The sequence below is a fragment of the Flavobacterium sp. 9AF genome (assembly GCF_902506265.1).
Lineage (GTDB): Bacteria > Bacteroidota > Bacteroidia > Flavobacteriales > Flavobacteriaceae > Flavobacterium.
Genome location: NZ_LR733561.1, coordinates 37,143 through 54,180, shown reverse-complemented (window position 1 = coordinate 54,180; position 17,038 = coordinate 37,143). Strand labels below are relative to the sequence as shown.

At 29.4% G+C, this 17,038-nt stretch carries 16 protein-coding genes; 14 read left to right on the top strand and 2 right to left on the bottom strand.

Annotated elements, in window-relative coordinates; translation table 11 throughout:
• Nucleotide 1: 1 nt before the first annotated feature.
• Nucleotides 2–679 (top strand): response regulator, encoded by a 678-nt coding sequence (locus tag HALO113_RS14080; protein ID WP_159779729.1) that lies wholly within the window; start codon nucleotides 2–4, stop codon nucleotides 677–679.
• Here the strand turns inward: HALO113_RS14080 and HALO113_RS14075 are convergent, their stop codons facing one another.
• Nucleotides 680–1,819, bottom strand: a complete 1,140-nt coding sequence (locus HALO113_RS14075) for an ATP-binding protein (RefSeq protein ID WP_159779728.1) — start codon at nucleotides 1,817–1,819, stop codon at nucleotides 680–682.
• 203 nt (nucleotides 1,820–2,022) lie between these two features.
• On the opposite strand from HALO113_RS14075, the gene HALO113_RS14070 reads away from it, so the two are divergent.
• From HALO113_RS14070 to HALO113_RS14025, 10 genes are all read left to right on the top strand, one after another.
• Entirely contained in the window at nucleotides 2,023–3,126 is a 1,104-nt protein-coding gene (locus tag HALO113_RS14070; protein ID WP_159779727.1) for a DUF3103 family protein, read from the top strand.
• Nucleotides 3,127–3,405: 279 nt separating this feature from the next.
• Complete coding sequence (locus HALO113_RS14065; RefSeq protein WP_159779726.1) at nucleotides 3,406–4,410, top strand: MoxR family ATPase; 1,005 nt, start codon at nucleotides 3,406–3,408, stop codon at nucleotides 4,408–4,410.
• Nucleotides 4,411–4,493: 83 nt separating this feature from the next.
• Nucleotides 4,494–5,360 (top strand): DUF58 domain-containing protein, encoded by an 867-nt coding sequence (locus HALO113_RS14060; RefSeq protein ID WP_159779725.1) that lies wholly within the window; start codon nucleotides 4,494–4,496, stop codon nucleotides 5,358–5,360.
• A gap of 1 nt (nucleotide 5,361) precedes the next feature.
• Nucleotides 5,362–6,984 (top strand): BatD family protein, encoded by a 1,623-nt coding sequence (locus HALO113_RS14055; protein WP_159779724.1) that lies wholly within the window; start codon nucleotides 5,362–5,364, stop codon nucleotides 6,982–6,984.
• A complete protein-coding gene (locus tag HALO113_RS14050) occupies nucleotides 6,981–7,985 on the top strand; it encodes a VWA domain-containing protein (RefSeq protein WP_159779723.1) in 1,005 nt (334 codons plus the stop codon). Before HALO113_RS14055 ends, HALO113_RS14050 begins: the two co-directional genes overlap by 4 nt.
• An 11-nt stretch (nucleotides 7,986–7,996) precedes the next feature.
• Entirely contained in the window at nucleotides 7,997–9,034 is a 1,038-nt protein-coding gene (locus HALO113_RS14045; protein WP_159779722.1) for a VWA domain-containing protein, read from the top strand.
• A 1-nt stretch (nucleotide 9,035) separates the two neighbouring features.
• Nucleotides 9,036–9,848 (top strand): tol-pal system YbgF family protein, encoded by an 813-nt coding sequence (locus HALO113_RS14040; RefSeq protein WP_159779768.1) that lies wholly within the window; start codon nucleotides 9,036–9,038, stop codon nucleotides 9,846–9,848.
• Between the two features lies 1 nt (nucleotide 9,849).
• Complete coding sequence (locus tag HALO113_RS14035; protein WP_159779721.1) at nucleotides 9,850–11,610, top strand: BatD family protein; 1,761 nt, start codon at nucleotides 9,850–9,852, stop codon at nucleotides 11,608–11,610.
• Between the two features lie 5 nt (nucleotides 11,611–11,615).
• Nucleotides 11,616–12,380, top strand: a complete 765-nt coding sequence (locus HALO113_RS14030) for a tetratricopeptide repeat protein (protein WP_159779720.1) — start codon at nucleotides 11,616–11,618, stop codon at nucleotides 12,378–12,380.
• A gap of 39 nt (nucleotides 12,381–12,419) precedes the next feature.
• Complete coding sequence (locus tag HALO113_RS14025) at nucleotides 12,420–13,790, top strand: hypothetical protein (RefSeq protein WP_159779719.1); 1,371 nt, start codon at nucleotides 12,420–12,422, stop codon at nucleotides 13,788–13,790.
• A gap of 28 nt (nucleotides 13,791–13,818) precedes the next feature.
• On the opposite strand, the gene HALO113_RS14020 is transcribed toward HALO113_RS14025, so the two are convergent.
• Entirely contained in the window at nucleotides 13,819–14,391 is a 573-nt protein-coding gene (locus HALO113_RS14020) for a CvpA family protein (protein WP_159779718.1), read from the bottom strand.
• Between the two features lie 136 nt (nucleotides 14,392–14,527).
• Here HALO113_RS14020 and HALO113_RS14015 point away from each other — a divergent pair, with 136 nt between their 5' ends.
• The 3 genes from HALO113_RS14015 (at nucleotide 14,528) to pheS (ending at nucleotide 16,972) form a co-directional block, all read left to right on the top strand.
• On the top strand, nucleotides 14,528–14,884 hold the full coding sequence (locus HALO113_RS14015) for a hypothetical protein (RefSeq protein ID WP_140999431.1): 357 nt from the start codon (nucleotides 14,528–14,530) through the stop codon (nucleotides 14,882–14,884).
• A gap of 11 nt (nucleotides 14,885–14,895) precedes the next feature.
• Nucleotides 14,896–15,861 carry a bile acid:sodium symporter family protein gene (locus HALO113_RS14010; protein WP_159779717.1) on the top strand — a complete coding sequence of 322 codons (966 nt, stop codon included), beginning with the start codon at nucleotides 14,896–14,898 and terminating at the stop codon, nucleotides 15,859–15,861.
• A gap of 91 nt (nucleotides 15,862–15,952) precedes the next feature.
• A complete protein-coding gene (pheS, locus tag HALO113_RS14005; RefSeq protein WP_159779716.1) occupies nucleotides 15,953–16,972 on the top strand; it encodes a phenylalanine--tRNA ligase subunit alpha in 1,020 nt (339 codons plus the stop codon).
• Nucleotides 16,973–17,038 lie beyond the last annotated feature (66 nt).

The window sequence follows — 17,038 nt, the reverse complement described above, 5'->3', positions numbered from 1 at the left end:
AATGGGATCTAAAAAAGTAAATATTTTCATGATTGATGATCACCCTTCAATGATTGAAGGATATAAAAGTATATTGTCTTATAATGATTTAGGTTATGAAATTAACGTAACTTCTGCTTTTGATTGTGAATCAGCTTACAAAAGAATGATGAAATCTGAAGATATATATGAATTTGATATGGTCTTTTTAGATTTAAGTCTTCCTCCTTATGAAGAAAAAAATATTAATTCTGGACAAGATCTTGCTTTATTAGCCAAGAAGAAATATCCTTTCGCTAAAATAGTGATTCTTACTTCTCATGCGGAAGCTTTTATATTATATGATATTCAAACTAATATTGATCCTGATGGGCTATTAGTTAAGAGTGATTTTACAGCTGAAGAATTCTTAAGAGCTTTCGAGATAATTAGTAATAAAGAAAAATATGTTAGTAAAACGGTAAAAGAGAGCATACAAGAAATGCTAGAAGTTAAAAACAATGTTTTTCTCGATGAAAACAATAGAACTATCATTTCATTATTAGCACAAGGTGTTTTGTCAAAAAACTTACCTAATTATATTAATTTAGCTCAAAGTTCTATAGATAAAAGAAAAGCTCAAATTAAAGATTATTTTTGTGTCAAAGGAGGAACAGATGAAGATATAGTGAGAGAAGCAAAAAGACAAGGATTTGTATAACTAATTGTATTTCATTTTTCTTAAAATGCGCATTGCTTCTTTAAATTCGATATAGACTTTTGGGTTATGAAAGTTTTTAAAAATATCTTTAGATTCGATTAATTTTAATTTACAATCTTCAAAATTATTTAAATAACAAATCATAAGAGTAGCAGGTATTTTTATAACATCTTTATTTTCTATTTCAGATAAAGGTAGCTTCTTTTCTAATTTTTTTAATAAACTCACAGTAGAATTATAAATGTGATGTAGCATTTTTCTGTTGTATTGAGGAGGTTCAAAAAGCATTTGTGTATTCATTTTGTAATAGCCATTATCAAAAAAAGTAATAGTGAGTTTTTCTAACGGATAATAACTGGTATTATCATTGATGCCTAATGCAATATGTTCGGTAATGATAAAAGAATTTTCATCATGAGAAATAGTAACATCATCTTGTGCCGAATAAAACAGCTTTACTTGTTCATTAATAAGCTCAATATCAACCCTTGAATAAAAGACGGTTTTTCTATTCGTTTTCTTTATTCCTGCCCAACATACTACAAACAATTCTTTGAAAACTTTATATTTACAATACAGATCTTTATGTCTATTATTAATAAAATCCAAAACACCTTCTAATGTATGCTCAATACTATTCCTAGAATTATTTTCAATACTAATAACGGTTTCTGTATTAATTTTTGAAAATGGAATTTTTTCTTCTGTAGGAATAGAATTACTCCCTCTTCTAATAAATGCTGTATTTGCTAAAATAGTATGTATGTTTTTTTTAAAAGTGGAAACCTTATTTTTAGGTTTAATAGTCACTAGACCTATAACTTTTTCTTTAGGTAAATTAGGAAAAGGAATATTTTCATATTGAATTTTAGGAGGGTTATCTATATAAGCGTTAACTAAGTTTTGAATTTTACTGTCATCAAAAAAATCATCTCCCACTATTTCATTGTTTTCATCTTCTACACCTACAATTATGTAAGAATTATTTGCTGGATTAGAATTTGATAAAGCACAAATATGTTTTAAAAACTTAGCTTTACCTTCTTTTGTGTGCAAGTTTAATTGTCTTTTTTTATCATAAAAACTACTTTCATCATTATGAGCCAATAAATTTTTAATAAGCAACCTTTTATTAAGCATTTTTAGATATTATTGGCTACTAATTTACATTTTTATTCGAGTGCTTTCAAAATATTTTAATTAAATTATTAAACTTATAACTTTACTTATCAAAACAAACTTTAACAATAAAGGCAAGAATTCTATATTGTTAAAAAACTTCTGTGTTGTAGCTTTACTTTTTTAAAAATCAACCAAATAATAATTTTAAAAAGTTAAAAAGTATGAAAAAAAAATTCAAAAGACTATCTTCTCTCGTAGTAATGATGAGTATTTTATTCTCTTGTACTAATGATACAGAGGTACAAAATGATAATAAAAGTTCTAATTCTTTGTCTCAAGACAAAATTCAACTAGCTAGATATGTTGCTAATGCAATAAAAAGTAACAATGGAGGAAATTTATTAAGCAATAGTAAATTTAAGGATCATAATGAAATACTATTATCAGATATTTTTTCAGATTTAAATATTAAAAATAGCGAAGAATTTATTTCCTCTGAATTAAAAAAAGAAGGTATTCTAGAATGTTTTGTTTTTAATCAAGAAAAAATAAATAGTACTTCTTTAATTGATTTACAAATTTTATACGCGCCTATAGATGATAATGCAAAAACACTACAAGGAGTAGATATAAATGGAAAAGAAATAACTGTTGATGCTACAGAACCTAGCAATAAACCAATTCTTTTTATAGATCAACATGGAAAATATGAATTTCAAAAAAATATGAATTCATTTAACCAAGAATTAAAGAAAAAAGGCTTTGATTATCAAATGGCAACATCCGCAATAAATAATAAAGCTACTGCAGTAGATTTTAATAAAATCGACGCTATAAAATTAGCAGATGTTCAAGAACCTTGGTTTAAAGGAAACCCAGAAATTTATGCCATCGTATTTAATTTTGATCAAAATTTTAATGAACCTAATGTTCCGCCTTTAAGAGTTTTACAAATGCCTTATATCAAAAAGAAAAATGTTGTTTATACACCAGAACAACCTTTTGTTTTTTGGAATGAACATACTAGAAATGCTGCTACAATGATTATTATGGAAGAAGATTCTGGCTTTGATTATGCTGGAGTTATTAATATTGTAGTACAAGCTATAGGAACAGGTGTTACTTTAGGAACAGGCGACGCGGTTTGGACGCCATTTGTAGTTAATACAGTCACAGCTGTTTTAGACGAAATAAAAGGAAGCTGGTCAACAGATTCTGACGATGAAATAGATCAATATTATATTATTAGAAAACAAAATATAACTCAATTTAAAAACGGTGCGAGTAATAATGCATCCATAACCTATTCTTTTGAAACATTATAAACATTTAATTTGATTTTATTTTTAAAAGCACATTTTTTAATGTGCTTTTTTAATGGATTTTTATTTAAGCGGAAATCTCTGATTACAAATACATTATTAGATAAAATGTTGTTTTTTTTAACTATTTTCTTAAAACTATAAGAACAAAATCATAAAATACGCTTAAATATTACTTAAGCGTAATTTTTTTAACGGTATATTAACATCGATGTCCTAAATTAATTTTCAATTTTGAATTGTTAAATTTTTTTTGAAAATTTGAACCAAAATAAACTCAAAATGGAAGAAAATACTGCCACTCTAGATATTAGAGCAATTAATGAAAAAATTGAAAGAGAAAGTGCTTTTGTCGATTTACTTACTATGGAAATGAATAAAGTAATCGTGGGGCAAAAACACATGATTGAAAGATTGTTAATTGGACTCTTAGGGCAAGGTCATATTCTGCTTGAAGGCGTTCCTGGTCTTGCTAAAACATTAGCAATTAATACACTTTCTCAAGCCGTTCACGGTTCTTTTAGTAGAATACAATTTACACCTGATTTATTACCTGCAGACGTAGTTGGTACTATGATTTACAATATCAAAGAAAATGATTTTACCATAAAAAAAGGGCCTATTTTTGCCAATTTTGTACTTGCTGATGAGATTAACCGTGCTCCAGCGAAAGTACAATCAGCACTTTTAGAAGCGATGCAAGAAAAGCAAGTCACTATTGGTGATACTACTTTCAAATTAGATAAGCCATTCTTAGTAATGGCCACTCAAAATCCAGTGGAACAAGAAGGAACGTATCCTTTACCTGAAGCGCAAGTTGACCGTTTTATGCTAAAAACAGTTATCGATTATCCTAAGATGGAAGATGAAAGAATGGTTATTCGTCAAAATCTATCTGGGACTTTTGAAAAGGTAAACCAAGTGGTTTCATTAGAACAAATTTTGAGAGCTCAGCAAGCGGTAAGAGAAGTATATATGGATGAAAAAATTGAAAAATATATTTTAGATATCATTTTTGCTACTCGTTTTCCAGAAAAATACAAATTGGAAAACTTAAAACCATTAATTAGCTTTGGTTCTTCTCCTCGTGGAAGTATTAATTTAGCCACTGCAGCAAAATGTTATGCTTTTATTAAACGAAGAGGATATGTAATTCCTGAAGATGTAAGAGCAGTAGTTCATGATGTGTTACGTCATAGAATTGGAATTACATATGAAGCTGAAGCTGAAAATATAACTTCTGTAGATATCATTAATAAAATTGTTAATGAAGTAGAAGTGCCTTAATTAGTTGAAAAGTTATCTGTTGTCTGTAATCTGTTTATAGGTATAACTGACAACTAACAAACGACAACCGACAACTGAAAAAAATGGAAACAAAAGAAATACTCAAAAAAGTAAGAAAAATAGAAATTAAAACCAGAAGATTGAGCGATCATATCTTTTCTGGAGAATATCACACATCCTTTAAAGGTAGAGGAATGACTTTTTCTGAAGTGCGTCAATATCAATACGGAGACGATGTAAGGGCTATTGATTGGAATGTTACCGCTAGATATAATGAACCTTATGTTAAGGTCTTTGAAGAAGAACGTGAATTAACCATGATGTTAATGGTCGATTGTAGTGGTTCTGAATCTTTTGGATCTGTAAACCAATTTAAAAGCGAAATTATAACCGAAATTGCTGCTACTCTAGCTTTCTCTTCTACTCAAAACAATGATAAAGTAGGTTTAATTCTTTTTTCCGATGAAATAGAATTATTTATCCCTCCCAAAAAAGGGAAATCTCACGTATTAAGAATAATCAGAGAACTGATTGAGTTTAAACCTAGAAGTAAAAAAACAGATTTAGCTCAAGCACTTAAATTTTTGTCAAGTGTAATGAAAAAAAAGGCAATTGTTTTTTTAATCTCTGATTTTATGGTTAAAGATTACGAACATACATTGAAAATAGCTTCTAAAAAACATGATTTAACAGGAATTAGAATTTATGATAAAAGAGAACAATCTATACCCAATTTAGGAATGGTAAACATGTTAGATGCCGAAACTGGACAAACATTTTTAGTGGATACAAGTTCTAAACAAGTACGTCAAAATTATGAGACATACTATAAAGATAATGTAAAATATTTTACAGATATGTTTTCAAAATGCGGTGCAGGAACAGTAAGTGCCAGAGTTGATGAAAGTTATGTAACCAAATTATTAGGTTATTTTAAAGCTAGAAATTAAGATGTTAAAAATTACAAGAATAGTTATTTGTCTTTTATTTACTTCAATTGTTTTTTCTCAAACAATTCAATCCACAGTAGATTCAACTCAAATTAAAATTGGTTCTCAATTTAATTTAACTATTAAAGCGAATGTATCTAAAAAAGATAAAGTTGTTTTCCCAGATGGTCAATTTTTTGGGCAACTTGAAGTTTTAGAATCTTATCCTATAGACTCAATAAAAAATAACGACAAATTAGAATTAATTAAAAAATATGGGCTAACCCAATTTGATTCTGGACGTTATGTAATTCCTCCTTTACAAGTAATTATTAATAATAAAACAGTTAGAACAGATTCTTTTGCGATTAAAGTCAATCCAGTTGTTGTTGATACTCTCAAACAACAAATGTATGACATTAAATCAGTTGTATCCGTTGACAAACCTACCGACTATTTTTGGTTATATGTTTTATTAGGGATTATTGCTATTATTGGCATTGGGATACTTTTGTATTATTTCATCAAAAAGAAGCAAATCAAAAAGAATGAAGAAGACGAAATTCTTTTTGCTTCTCCTATAGAAAAAGCTTTAACTCAACTACAAAATTTAGAAGGTAGAGAACTTTGGCAAAAAGGAGAAACCAAAGCTTATTATTCTGAACTAACAGATATTACAAGATATTATTTAGAAGAAGCAGTTGAAATTCCTGCAATGGAAAGCACTTCAAATGAGCTTTTTGATACGTTGCGAACTACCATTAAGAATAAAAAAATAAAAATCAGTCAAGACATTCTTGATAAATTTAAAAAAGTAATGGCTAATGCCGATTTAGTAAAATTTGCTAAATCTAAACCCTTAGATTTTGAGATTGAGAATGATAAAAAAATGATTGATTCTTTCTTAATTTCAATTGATAAAGCCATTCCAAGGACAGACGAAGAGAAGGAAAATCTCTTTACAGAGGAATTAAAGCGCAAAAGAAATCGCTCTCAAAAAATGAAGAGAATAGGTATTCCACTTACTTTGGTTTCTTTTTTATTATTAATAGGTGCTGTTTTTATAGGTGTTACGAAAGGAACTGATTACATTCGAAACAATTGGTTAGGTCATACAGCAAAATCATTGTTAAATGAAGAGTGGATATCTTCAGAATATGGTGATCCTGCTATAATTATTTCAACTCCTAGAGTATTGAAACGTATGTCAGATGAACGCATTCAAAATAATTTGCCTAGTCATGTTAAGTCAAATGCAAAGTTCATGTATGGTAGTTTATTAGATAATTTTTCAATTATTTTGAATACCACTACCTATAAAGATACTACTCAAGTAGATTTAAATCAAGTGGTAGAATATGATTTAAAAGCTATGGAACAGCAAGGCGCACAAAATATTACCGTTAAAGAAGAAGACTATGAAGACCCAAAAGGATTAACAGGTAAAAAAGCCTATGGTGGTTTTTCAGTAATGAACCCTTTGAGTAAAGAAACTCAATTAATGAATTATGAGTTATACGTATTTTCTCAACTAGGAGGTGTACAAGAATTGTTTTTAATCTATAGAAATGATGATGAATATGCGAAACAAATCATGGAAAGAGTAATTACATCTGTCGAATTAAGAAAAACAGCTGAAAAATGAAAAATGTAACTTTTTTACATCCCGAATTCTTTTGGTTGTTTTTATTCATACCTATTGCAATTGCATGGTATTTATATACAAGAAGAATACGCACAGCAACTCTTAAAATGAGTTCTCTGGCTCCATTTTCAAATAGTAAAACAACTCTTTCTAAAATAAAACCCATTTTATTTGTATTAAGATTGTTAGCTTTAAGTAGTATTATAGTAGCTTTAGCTAGGCCAAGAAGTGTAGATGTAACACAAAAATCGAGAACGACAAAAGGAATTGATATTGTCATGGCAATTGACGTTTCAGGAAGTATGTTAGCAAAGGATTTAAAGCCTAACAGATTAGATGCTTTAAAAAGAGTGGCTGCAAAATTTATAGATGATCGAGTTAATGATAGAATTGGACTGGTGGTTTATGCTGGTGAAAGTTATACAAGAACACCTGTAACATCAGATAAAACAGTTGTTTTACAATCTCTCAAGACAGTAGAATATGATGATTCAATTATTGCGGATGGAACAGGAATAGGAGTGGGTTTAGCTACCGCAATTAATCGGTTGAAAGACAGTAAAGCAAAAAGTAGAATCATTATTCTTTTAACAGATGGTGTTAATAATGCTGGAACTATAGACCCAAGAATGGCAGCTAATATTGCTGAACAATATGGTATTAAAGTGTATACGATTGGAATAGGAACTAACGGAATGGCTCCTTTTCCCTATGCAAAAGCTTCAAACGGGCAATTTTTATTTCGAAATATGAAAGTAGAAATTGATGAAGATTTGATGAGAGAAATTGCTAAAACTACCGATGGAAAATACTTTAGAGCTACTAATAATAAGAAATTAGAAGAGATTTACCAAGAAATCAATAAGTTAGAAACCACAGAAATTGAAGAGAAGAAGTACTTCAATTATGATGAAAAATTTAAGCCTTTGGTTTGGTTAGCTTTTGTTTTGGTATTAATTGAAATTACTTTGAGAAATACTATTTTTAAAGGATTTGTCTAAAAAATAAAAAAATGTATCATAAATTAGAAGAACCAATATTATTGTATTTGTTACTAATATTACCCATATTGGTACTCATATTTTTATTTCAGTTATATTGGAAGAAGAAAAAACAAAAGGAATTTGGAGATTTAGAGTTGATCAAGAAACTAAGCCCTGAAAAATCTTCTTTTAAACCTACATTAAAATTTATAACCGTTATGCTAGCATTAACAGGATTAATTTTAGCTTTGGTTAACCCAAAAATAGGTACAAAAATTGAAACTGTTAAAAGACAAGGTATTGATATTGTTTTTGCTCTCGATATTTCAAAGAGTATGTTAGCAGAAGATGTAGCGCCAAGTCGTTTGGAAAAATCAAAACAATTGATAAACCAAATAATTAATAGTTTAGGAAATGATAGAATTGGAATTGTAGGTTACGCTGGAAGTGCTTATCCTGTTCTTCCTATGACTACAGATTACAGTATTGCTAAAATGTATTTGCAAAACATGAATACGAATATGGTTTCTTCTCAAGGTACTGCATTAAATGATGCTATTAATTTAGCGACAACCTATTTTGATGCTGTAGATACAAATAAGCTAATTGTTTTAGTTTCAGATGGAGAAGACCACGGAGACGGAGCAGAAGAAGCAAGTGAAATTGCAAAAGAAAAAGGAATTAAAATTGCAACGATAGGAGTAGGAACAATCAATGGCGGCCCAATTCCAATAAAAGGAGATAATGGTGTAATTGCAGAATATAAAAAAGACAATCAAGGAGAAGTAGTAGTTACCAAATTAAATCCTGAAACACTACAAAATATTGCTCAAAATACAAAATCAGTTTATATCGAAGGAAGTAATACAAAACAAGTATTAGAGCAAATAAAACAAGTATTAGATACTATTGAAAAATCGGAATTTGAATCACAAGAAATTGCCGAATATCAAACACAATATCAATGGTTTATTGGAGTGGCTTTTTTTCTATTATTACTTGATATTTTTTTCTTAGAAAGAAAAACAGCATGGTTACAAAAGTTAAACTTATTTAATGAAAGATAGTATGCAAAGAATAATTATTGGGATAGCATTATGTATTTCTTCTTTGCTTTTTAGTCAAAACAAAGACAAGAATTTATATAAAGGTACGGAGTTATTTGGTGCTAAAAATTACATTGAAGCAGAAAGTGATTTTAGAATTTCTCAATTTACAAATGAAGAAAAAAAAGGTATAGCAAATTATAACCTTGGAAATAGCATTTACAGGCAAAGCCAACCTAGCGAAGCAAAGTATAAATTTTTAAATGCTATTGAGAATGCGAAGTCTAAGGAAGAAAAACACAAGGCATTTCATAACCTAGGAAATACATTAATGCTTGAAAAAAATTATGCAGCAGCAGCAGAAGCCTATAAAAATGCATTGCGTAATAATCCTAACGATGATGAAACAAGATACAATTATGCTTTAGCAAAGAAAAAACAAAAAGAAAATCCTCCTAAAGACGATAAAAATAAAGATAAAGATAAAGACAAGGATAAAGATAAGAATCAAGATCAAAAAAATCAGGATAAAAAAGAAGATAAAGGAGACGGAAAAGACAAAAAAGATAAGCAAGATAACGGTCAGGACAAAGACAAAAAAGATTCCGATAAAGGAAATGAAGATGATAAAAAGAAAGAAGGAAATGATAAAAAAGATAAACAAGACGGCGATAAAAAAGAAGATGACAAAGGAAATCCTAAGCCAGCGGGTGTAAATAAACAGCAAATAGAGAATTTATTAGATGCTGTAAATAATGCAGAAAAGAAAATACAAGACAAACTAAACGCTAAAAAAGTAAAAGCTAGTCCAACAACAAATGAAAAAGATTGGTAAAATGAAAAGAGTTTTTATTATACTATTACTTTTTATTAATATTACTCTTTTGGCTCAAGAAATTAAATTTGAAACCAAACTGAGTAAGTCAACTATTGGATTAAATGAAAAGGTACAGGTTACTTTTGCAATTAATGAAGATGGTGACAACTTTCAAGCGCCTAATTTTGATGGTTTTAGAATTATTGGCGGACCTTTTCAATCCACTAATTTTTCCTGGATAAATGGAGTAAAATCGTTTAGTAGAAGCTATACTTATGTCTTACAACCAAATCAAAAAGGGGTCTTAACTATTAAGCAAGGTGTAATTGAATTTGAAGGTCAAACTTATAAAACCCAACCTGTAAAAATTACTGTTACAGATGCCGTAGAATTACCAAAAGATCCAAATGATCCAGACTATAAAGTAGGAGAAGGAGTGCATTTAGTTGCTGAGGTTTCTAATAGCAATCCCTATCTAAATGAACCTGTTACAGTAGTGTATAAATTGTATTTTAATCCAAGATTTCAGGTTAGAAATGTACAAGAAGTCGAAAATCCAAAATACAATGGTTTTTGGAGCCAACAAATTAATATAGATAAACTACAAGCTGTACAAGGAAGATATGAAGGACAAGATTATGCTTTAGTAGTATGGAGGAAAGTAATACTTTATCCACAAGAAACAGGGGCTAAACCTTTAGAACCATTAGCCATTAATTTAGATATCGATGTACCCACAGGTAGAAGAAATTTTTTCTTAGAACCAGAATATAAATCTGTCTCTAAAACAATTTCTGCCGGTGCAAAAACCATCCAAGTAAAACCGCTTCCTGAAGCTGGAAAACCACTTAATTTTAGTGGAGCTGTAGGAAAATTTGATTTCAAGGTAATTCCTTCTAAAAACGAACTTAAAACAGGGGAATCACTAGACTTGGAAATTAGTGTGTCTGGAACCGGAAATTTAAAACTATTCACTTTACCCAAAACTGAATTTCCAAGCGCTTTTGAAGTGTTTGATCCTGAACATAAAGAAGAAGTAACTACTCCTTTATCAGGAATGACTGGTAAAATAGCAGATAAATATACAATTATACCTCAATTTAAAGGCAAATACACCTTAAAACCAATTGAGTTTACTTATTTCGATTTAAATTCAAAATCCTATAAGACAATAACATCTAAGGAAATTACTATTAACGTCTTGGACAATCCTAATTTTACTCCTTCTAAACAAGAAGTGGCAAATGATGTGAACAATAAACAGCAAGTAGTTAAAAATAATTCTTTCCAATTCATAAAACTTAAATCAGATTTTGTTCCTAAATATCAAGAAACATTCTTTGGTACTAAATTGTTCTATGGATTACTTTTAGCACCATTTTTATGTATTCCTATAATTATTTTAGCAAGAAAGAAAAAAGAAGCGATTGATGCAGACGAATTTGGAAACAAAATCAGAAGAAATAATAAATTAGCTAAAAAATATCTTTCGGAAGCTAAAAAACAAATGGGTAATAAAATTCCATTCTATATGGCAATGGAAAGAGCTTTACATAATTTCTTAAAAGCGAAATTACACATTGAAACTTCTGAAATGAGTAAGGAAAATATTCAAGAAATATTAGAAAATAAACAAGCTCAAAATCAAACAATAACACAATTCATTCAATTAATGAACGATTGCGAGTTTGCAAGATATGCTCCTGCTACTGAAGTAGCTATGCAACAAGATTTTGAAAAAGCCGTTACCTTAATTTCTGAACTTGAAAAACAATTGTAATAAAGATGAAAAAAATAATTTATATCGTTTTTTTAATTATTACCAATTTAATATTTGCGCAAAATACAAACTCTGCACTGTTTGATGCTGCAAATGATTTATACAGAAAAGAAAAATATACTGAAGCTATAGACAAATATGAGGCTATCCTCTATCAAAACAAAGTAGAATCTGCAGAAGTGTATTTTAATCTAGGAAACTGCTATTATAAACTTGGAAAAATTGCTCCTTCAATTTATAATTTTGAAAAAGCTTTATTGTTGAGTCCAAAGGACGAAACCATAAAAACCAATCTTACTTTTGCTCAAAAAATGGCTATTGATGATATAAAAGTAACACCAAGAGTAGGATTTTCTAATTTTTTATATGAATCAATCTCTGTATGGAGTGTTACCGTTTGGGCTTGGTTAGCTGTAAGTTTATCGGTTGCCTTTCTACTTTTTTTTATTGGCTATTATTTTTCTGGAACTACCTTAATAAAGAGAATTTTTTTCTTAGGGATGTTTTTTCTCTTAGGGTTTATGTTGTGTAGTATATTATTTGCTTATTTACTTAATAGACAAAATAAAACCATTCGTCCTGCCATTGTTTTTGAAGAATTGGTTAATGTTAAAACCGAGCCTAAAACAAGTGCTGAAAATGCTTTTATGTTACATGAAGGTACTAAAGTATTCGTAAAAGAAACCTTAGACAATTGGAAACGAATTGAACTTACCGATAAATCGGAAGGCTGGATTAAAAAAGAGGCCATTAGAGAATTGAAAGATTAGTTTTTTTTCTATTTTTGAGTAAATAGAAATTTATTTTTCATGAATAAAGAACTTTGGGAAGCTATCGAAAAATTTGATTTTGATTTTCCTGTTTCCGAATATGGGTTTTCTACTCGTTTGGCTTATGAAAACGAATGGACGGAATATTTTACTAAAAAAGCCATTGAAGAATACAAGAAGTTTATGTATTTAGCGGCAACTTCTAATCAAATGGTTTCCCCTTCTGAAATTGTAGATGTTGTTTGGCACCAACACCTAATTTTTACACAATCATACAACGATTTTTGCACACTTTTAGGAAAGAAAATTCAGCATATTCCTTCCACACACAACAAAGAAGAAAAAGATAAATTTCTAACCGCAAAAAAACACACGACAGCGATTTATGAAAGTGTTTTTGGTAAACAGCCTAAACTATTTTGGGAATATAATTCTTTTGTAGAGTCCTTTGGAATTGAAAAAACGAATCATAATACTATTTTTTATCTATTTTTATGTGTTCCAATGATACTCATCTTAGTATTTGTTTTTAGATTTTCTTTATATGAAATCTATCTTTCTATTGGAAATCCACATTTTATTATTGGCTATATTTTAATGATTATAAGTGCTTTATTTGCTTTGAGTTTCTATAATCATGAAAAGCTATTTAAGTTAATTCATTGTGCTCCAAAAAATTTTTTAGATAATTTTTCTGCAAGTGAATTGATAAATATGAAAACCAGCCAACTTAAATCAGTAATTCACGGATATGTAAATCACTTAATTATCAACGGAAATCTTGCAGTAGAATCAAAAAATATAAAATTAATTTCTAAAGATATTGATGACGATAATCCTATTTATCAATCAATAATAGATTGTTTTTCTGAAACTAATGTTATGGAATATAAATATTTGTTATCAATACTACTCCAAAAACCAATTTTTTCTAAAAATGCTAAAGCGATAGATTCTATTAATTATGTCTTTGAGCAATCTAAAACTTTCTTTAATTTATATATTTTAAATTTAGTAGTTCTTAGTCTAATTAGTGCTTTCGGATTAACAAGACTTTTAATAGGTTTATCTAGAGACAAAGAAATAATATTCATATTAATTGTGAATGTAATTTTTTTGATAGTAGCAGTTGCCTTTCTTATGAAATTACCTAAAATTGTTACTCAAAAACTTATACCGAAATATTATAAAGTGGAAAAAATCCCTAATAATAAAACACATCATGATACATGGGAATGGAATTATTTTCTATTAGGAACAGCCATATTGTCTGCAACTTTTATGCCTGTTGTTCAAACCTATTCTTCCACTAATAATTCTTCCTTTGGTTGTGGTACTAGTTGTAGTAGTTGTGGTTCAAGTTGTGGAAGTTCTTGTGGTGGCGGTTGTGGCGGTTGTGGAGGAGATTAACGAATTCTAATTATGTAAATAAATAATATTACTGTTGTTCTACTTCAGTCGTTTCTTTTTCTTCATCATTATTTTCAGCCTTTTCTCTTTTTCCTTTTTTCTTTTCGCTTAAATCAGTGTACCATTCTTCCACTTTTGGATATATAAAAGCAGCAATTTCTTTGGTAGGAGAATAAAATATAGATTCATCTAAGGTTTCTGGTTTAACCAATATATTGTTGCTGTTTACTTTTTCGAATAATAAAATTAAAATACTCAATGCTAATATTGTTTTTAAACAACTAAAGAAGCCACCAGCTAATTTGTTCATCCAACCCAAATAAGCAAAATCAGCAATTTTAGTCAATAATTTAGCAGAAAGATGAATAACTACCACAACGAGTAGGAAGGTTAAAGCAAAAGCGGTTATTTCGATATATTTGGGTTCCCAACTCACCTTGGTTTCTAAAATGTTTTTTAGCACATAGGAAAATTTGATTGCCACAAAAATTCCAGCGACTAAAGCAATCAAGGAAGCTAATTCTACAAATAGCCCATTTTTAATTCCTTTGTACAAAGCATAACATAACAAAACGGCAAATACAATGTCAATAAAATTCATATTTCAAGAAAATAGATAAAAGAATAAAGATACAAGAAATTATTTAAAACCAAATTTCAGCTATATCTTTGTAAAAAATTATGTTAGCAGTTCAAGTTACTTACAACTTATAACTTATAACTTATAACTTAGAATCATGTCAAGAGACGAACAATTAAAAGCACGTTGGGAAAACGTCGTTAAAATAATATCAGATAAATTTGCCGATGGAGATGAACTCGATTTAGAATCCATCATCTATTTAATAGGGATACAAGAATTAGGAAAATTCAAACAAGAATTTAAAAAAGACGAAAAGGTCAATTTGATGCATATTGCCATTTGTCGTTTATTAGAACCTTATGGATATTACGAATTTGAATATTTTGATAATGAGGGTTGGCCACATTATAAAGTAAAAGAAGAGTTACCTTCTTTAAAAGCTGGAGAACAAACCGTGTTAATGAAAGATGCGATTGTAAACTATTTTTTAGAAAAAGAACTCATTGATTAGTTGGTTGGAGTATGAAAGTTGATAAGTTTCTTTTGGCCATTTTAGGAACGGTCCTATTGGCTTATTTTTTTCCACAATTTGGATCCAAAAATAGTCCGATTCCTTTATCTTTAATAGGAAGTATTGGAGTAGCCTTAATATTCTTTTTTTACGGATTAAAATTGCATCCAGACAAAATTAAAAGCGGACTCAAAAATTGGAAATTACATCTTTTAGTGCAACTATCCACTTTTTTACTTTTCCCAATAATAGTCTTGGCAACAAAACCCTTTTTGGTTTCTCAAGAACAAGAAACACTCTGGTTAGCTTTTCTTTTTTTAGCGGCCTTACCTTCAACTGTTTCCTCTTCGGTTGTTATGGTTTCTATAGCAAACGGAAACATTCCAGCAGCGATTTTTAATGCCAGTATTTCAGGTTTAATTGGTATTTTGATTACACCACTTTGGATGGGTCTTTTTTTACAACAAAATGAGGTCGCTTTCGATTTGGGAAGTATTTATATAAAATTAGGCACTGAAATCTTGCTACCTGTATTCCTTGGAATCTTATTACAACGTTTTTTAGGGAAATATGCAGCACAATACAACAAACAATTGACCTTGTTTGATAAATCGATTATTTTACTCATCATTTATAAAAGTTTTTCAGAATCTTTTGAAGAAAAGGTATTTTCAACTGTCAGTGTATTAGATTTGTTATCTGTTTTCGTATATGATGTGTTGCTTTTTTTTATTGTTTACCAAATAATAGGCTTTGTTTCCAAAAAACTTCAATTTACTACAGAAGATCAAATTACCGCTCAATTTTGCGGCACCAAAAAATCATTGGTACACGGAACCGTCTTTTCTAAAATTCTTTTTCCTTCTAATGTAGCAACAGGTATTATTTTATTACCTCTCATGTTGTTCCATGCGATGCAAATTTTTATAATTAGCTTTATCGCTTCTAAATTAGGTAACGAAAAAGGGTCTTGTTAAAAGAGATTTTTTCCTTTCACCGATAAACTTTGGAATTACACTCGAACAAAAAAATATAATTTGTAAATTTGCGAACCATTTTAAGTTTGCAATGATAGACAAGATTAAAGGTCATATTGAAGAAGCAAAGGCTTTTCATGCTGACAACAAAGAGAAATTAGAAGAATTCCGTATTAAATACTTAGGAAATAAAGGTATATTAAAAGATTTATTTGCTGATTTTAAGAACGTTCCGAATGAAATGAAAAAAGAATTTGGACAAGTAATTAATCAGTTGAAAAATACAGCTGAAGAAAAAGTAGCGAGTATTCAAAATCTTTTAGAAAGTAAAGAAGAGGTGAAGGGTATTTACGGAGATGTTACACGTCCTGGTGAAGCAATCAACATTGGTTCTCGTCATCCAATTTCTATTGTAAAAAATCAAATTATTGATATCTTTTCTAATGTTGGGTTTAATGTTTCTGAAGGTCCAGAAATCGAAGACGATTGGCATAACTTTACAGCCTTAAATTTACCAGAATATCATCCAGCAAGAGACATGCAGGATACCTTTTTCATTCAAACAAATCCTGATATTTTATTGCGTACACACACATCTTCTGTGCAAGTACGTTATATGGAAAACAATCAACCACCTATCAGAACGATTTCTCCAGGAAGGGTTTTCCGTAACGAAGATATTTCATCACGTTCGCACTGTATTTTCCATCAAGTTGAAGGGTTATATATCGACAAGGATGTTTCTTTTGCCGATTTAAAACAAACGTTGTTGTATTTCACTAAGGAAATGTTTGGGAAATCTAAAATTCGTTTACGCCCTTCTTATTTTCCATTTACCGAGCCAAGTGCTGAGGTAGATATTTATTGGGGATTGAATAATGAAATTGATTATCGTATTACCAAAGGAACGGGTTGGTTAGAAATTATGGGTTGTGGAATGGTAGACCCAAATGTGTTGAAAAACTGTAATATCAATCCAGATGAATATACCGGTTTCGCATTCGGTATGGGAATCGAACGTATTGCCATGTTGTTGTATCAAATTGGCGATATTCGTATGTTTTATGAAAATGACGTACGTTTCTTAGAGCAATTCAAATCAAGTATATAAGTAACAATTGTGTATCATTCCAATGTAAGGTGGAATCACATAAATTGTTTTAGATAAAATTAATTG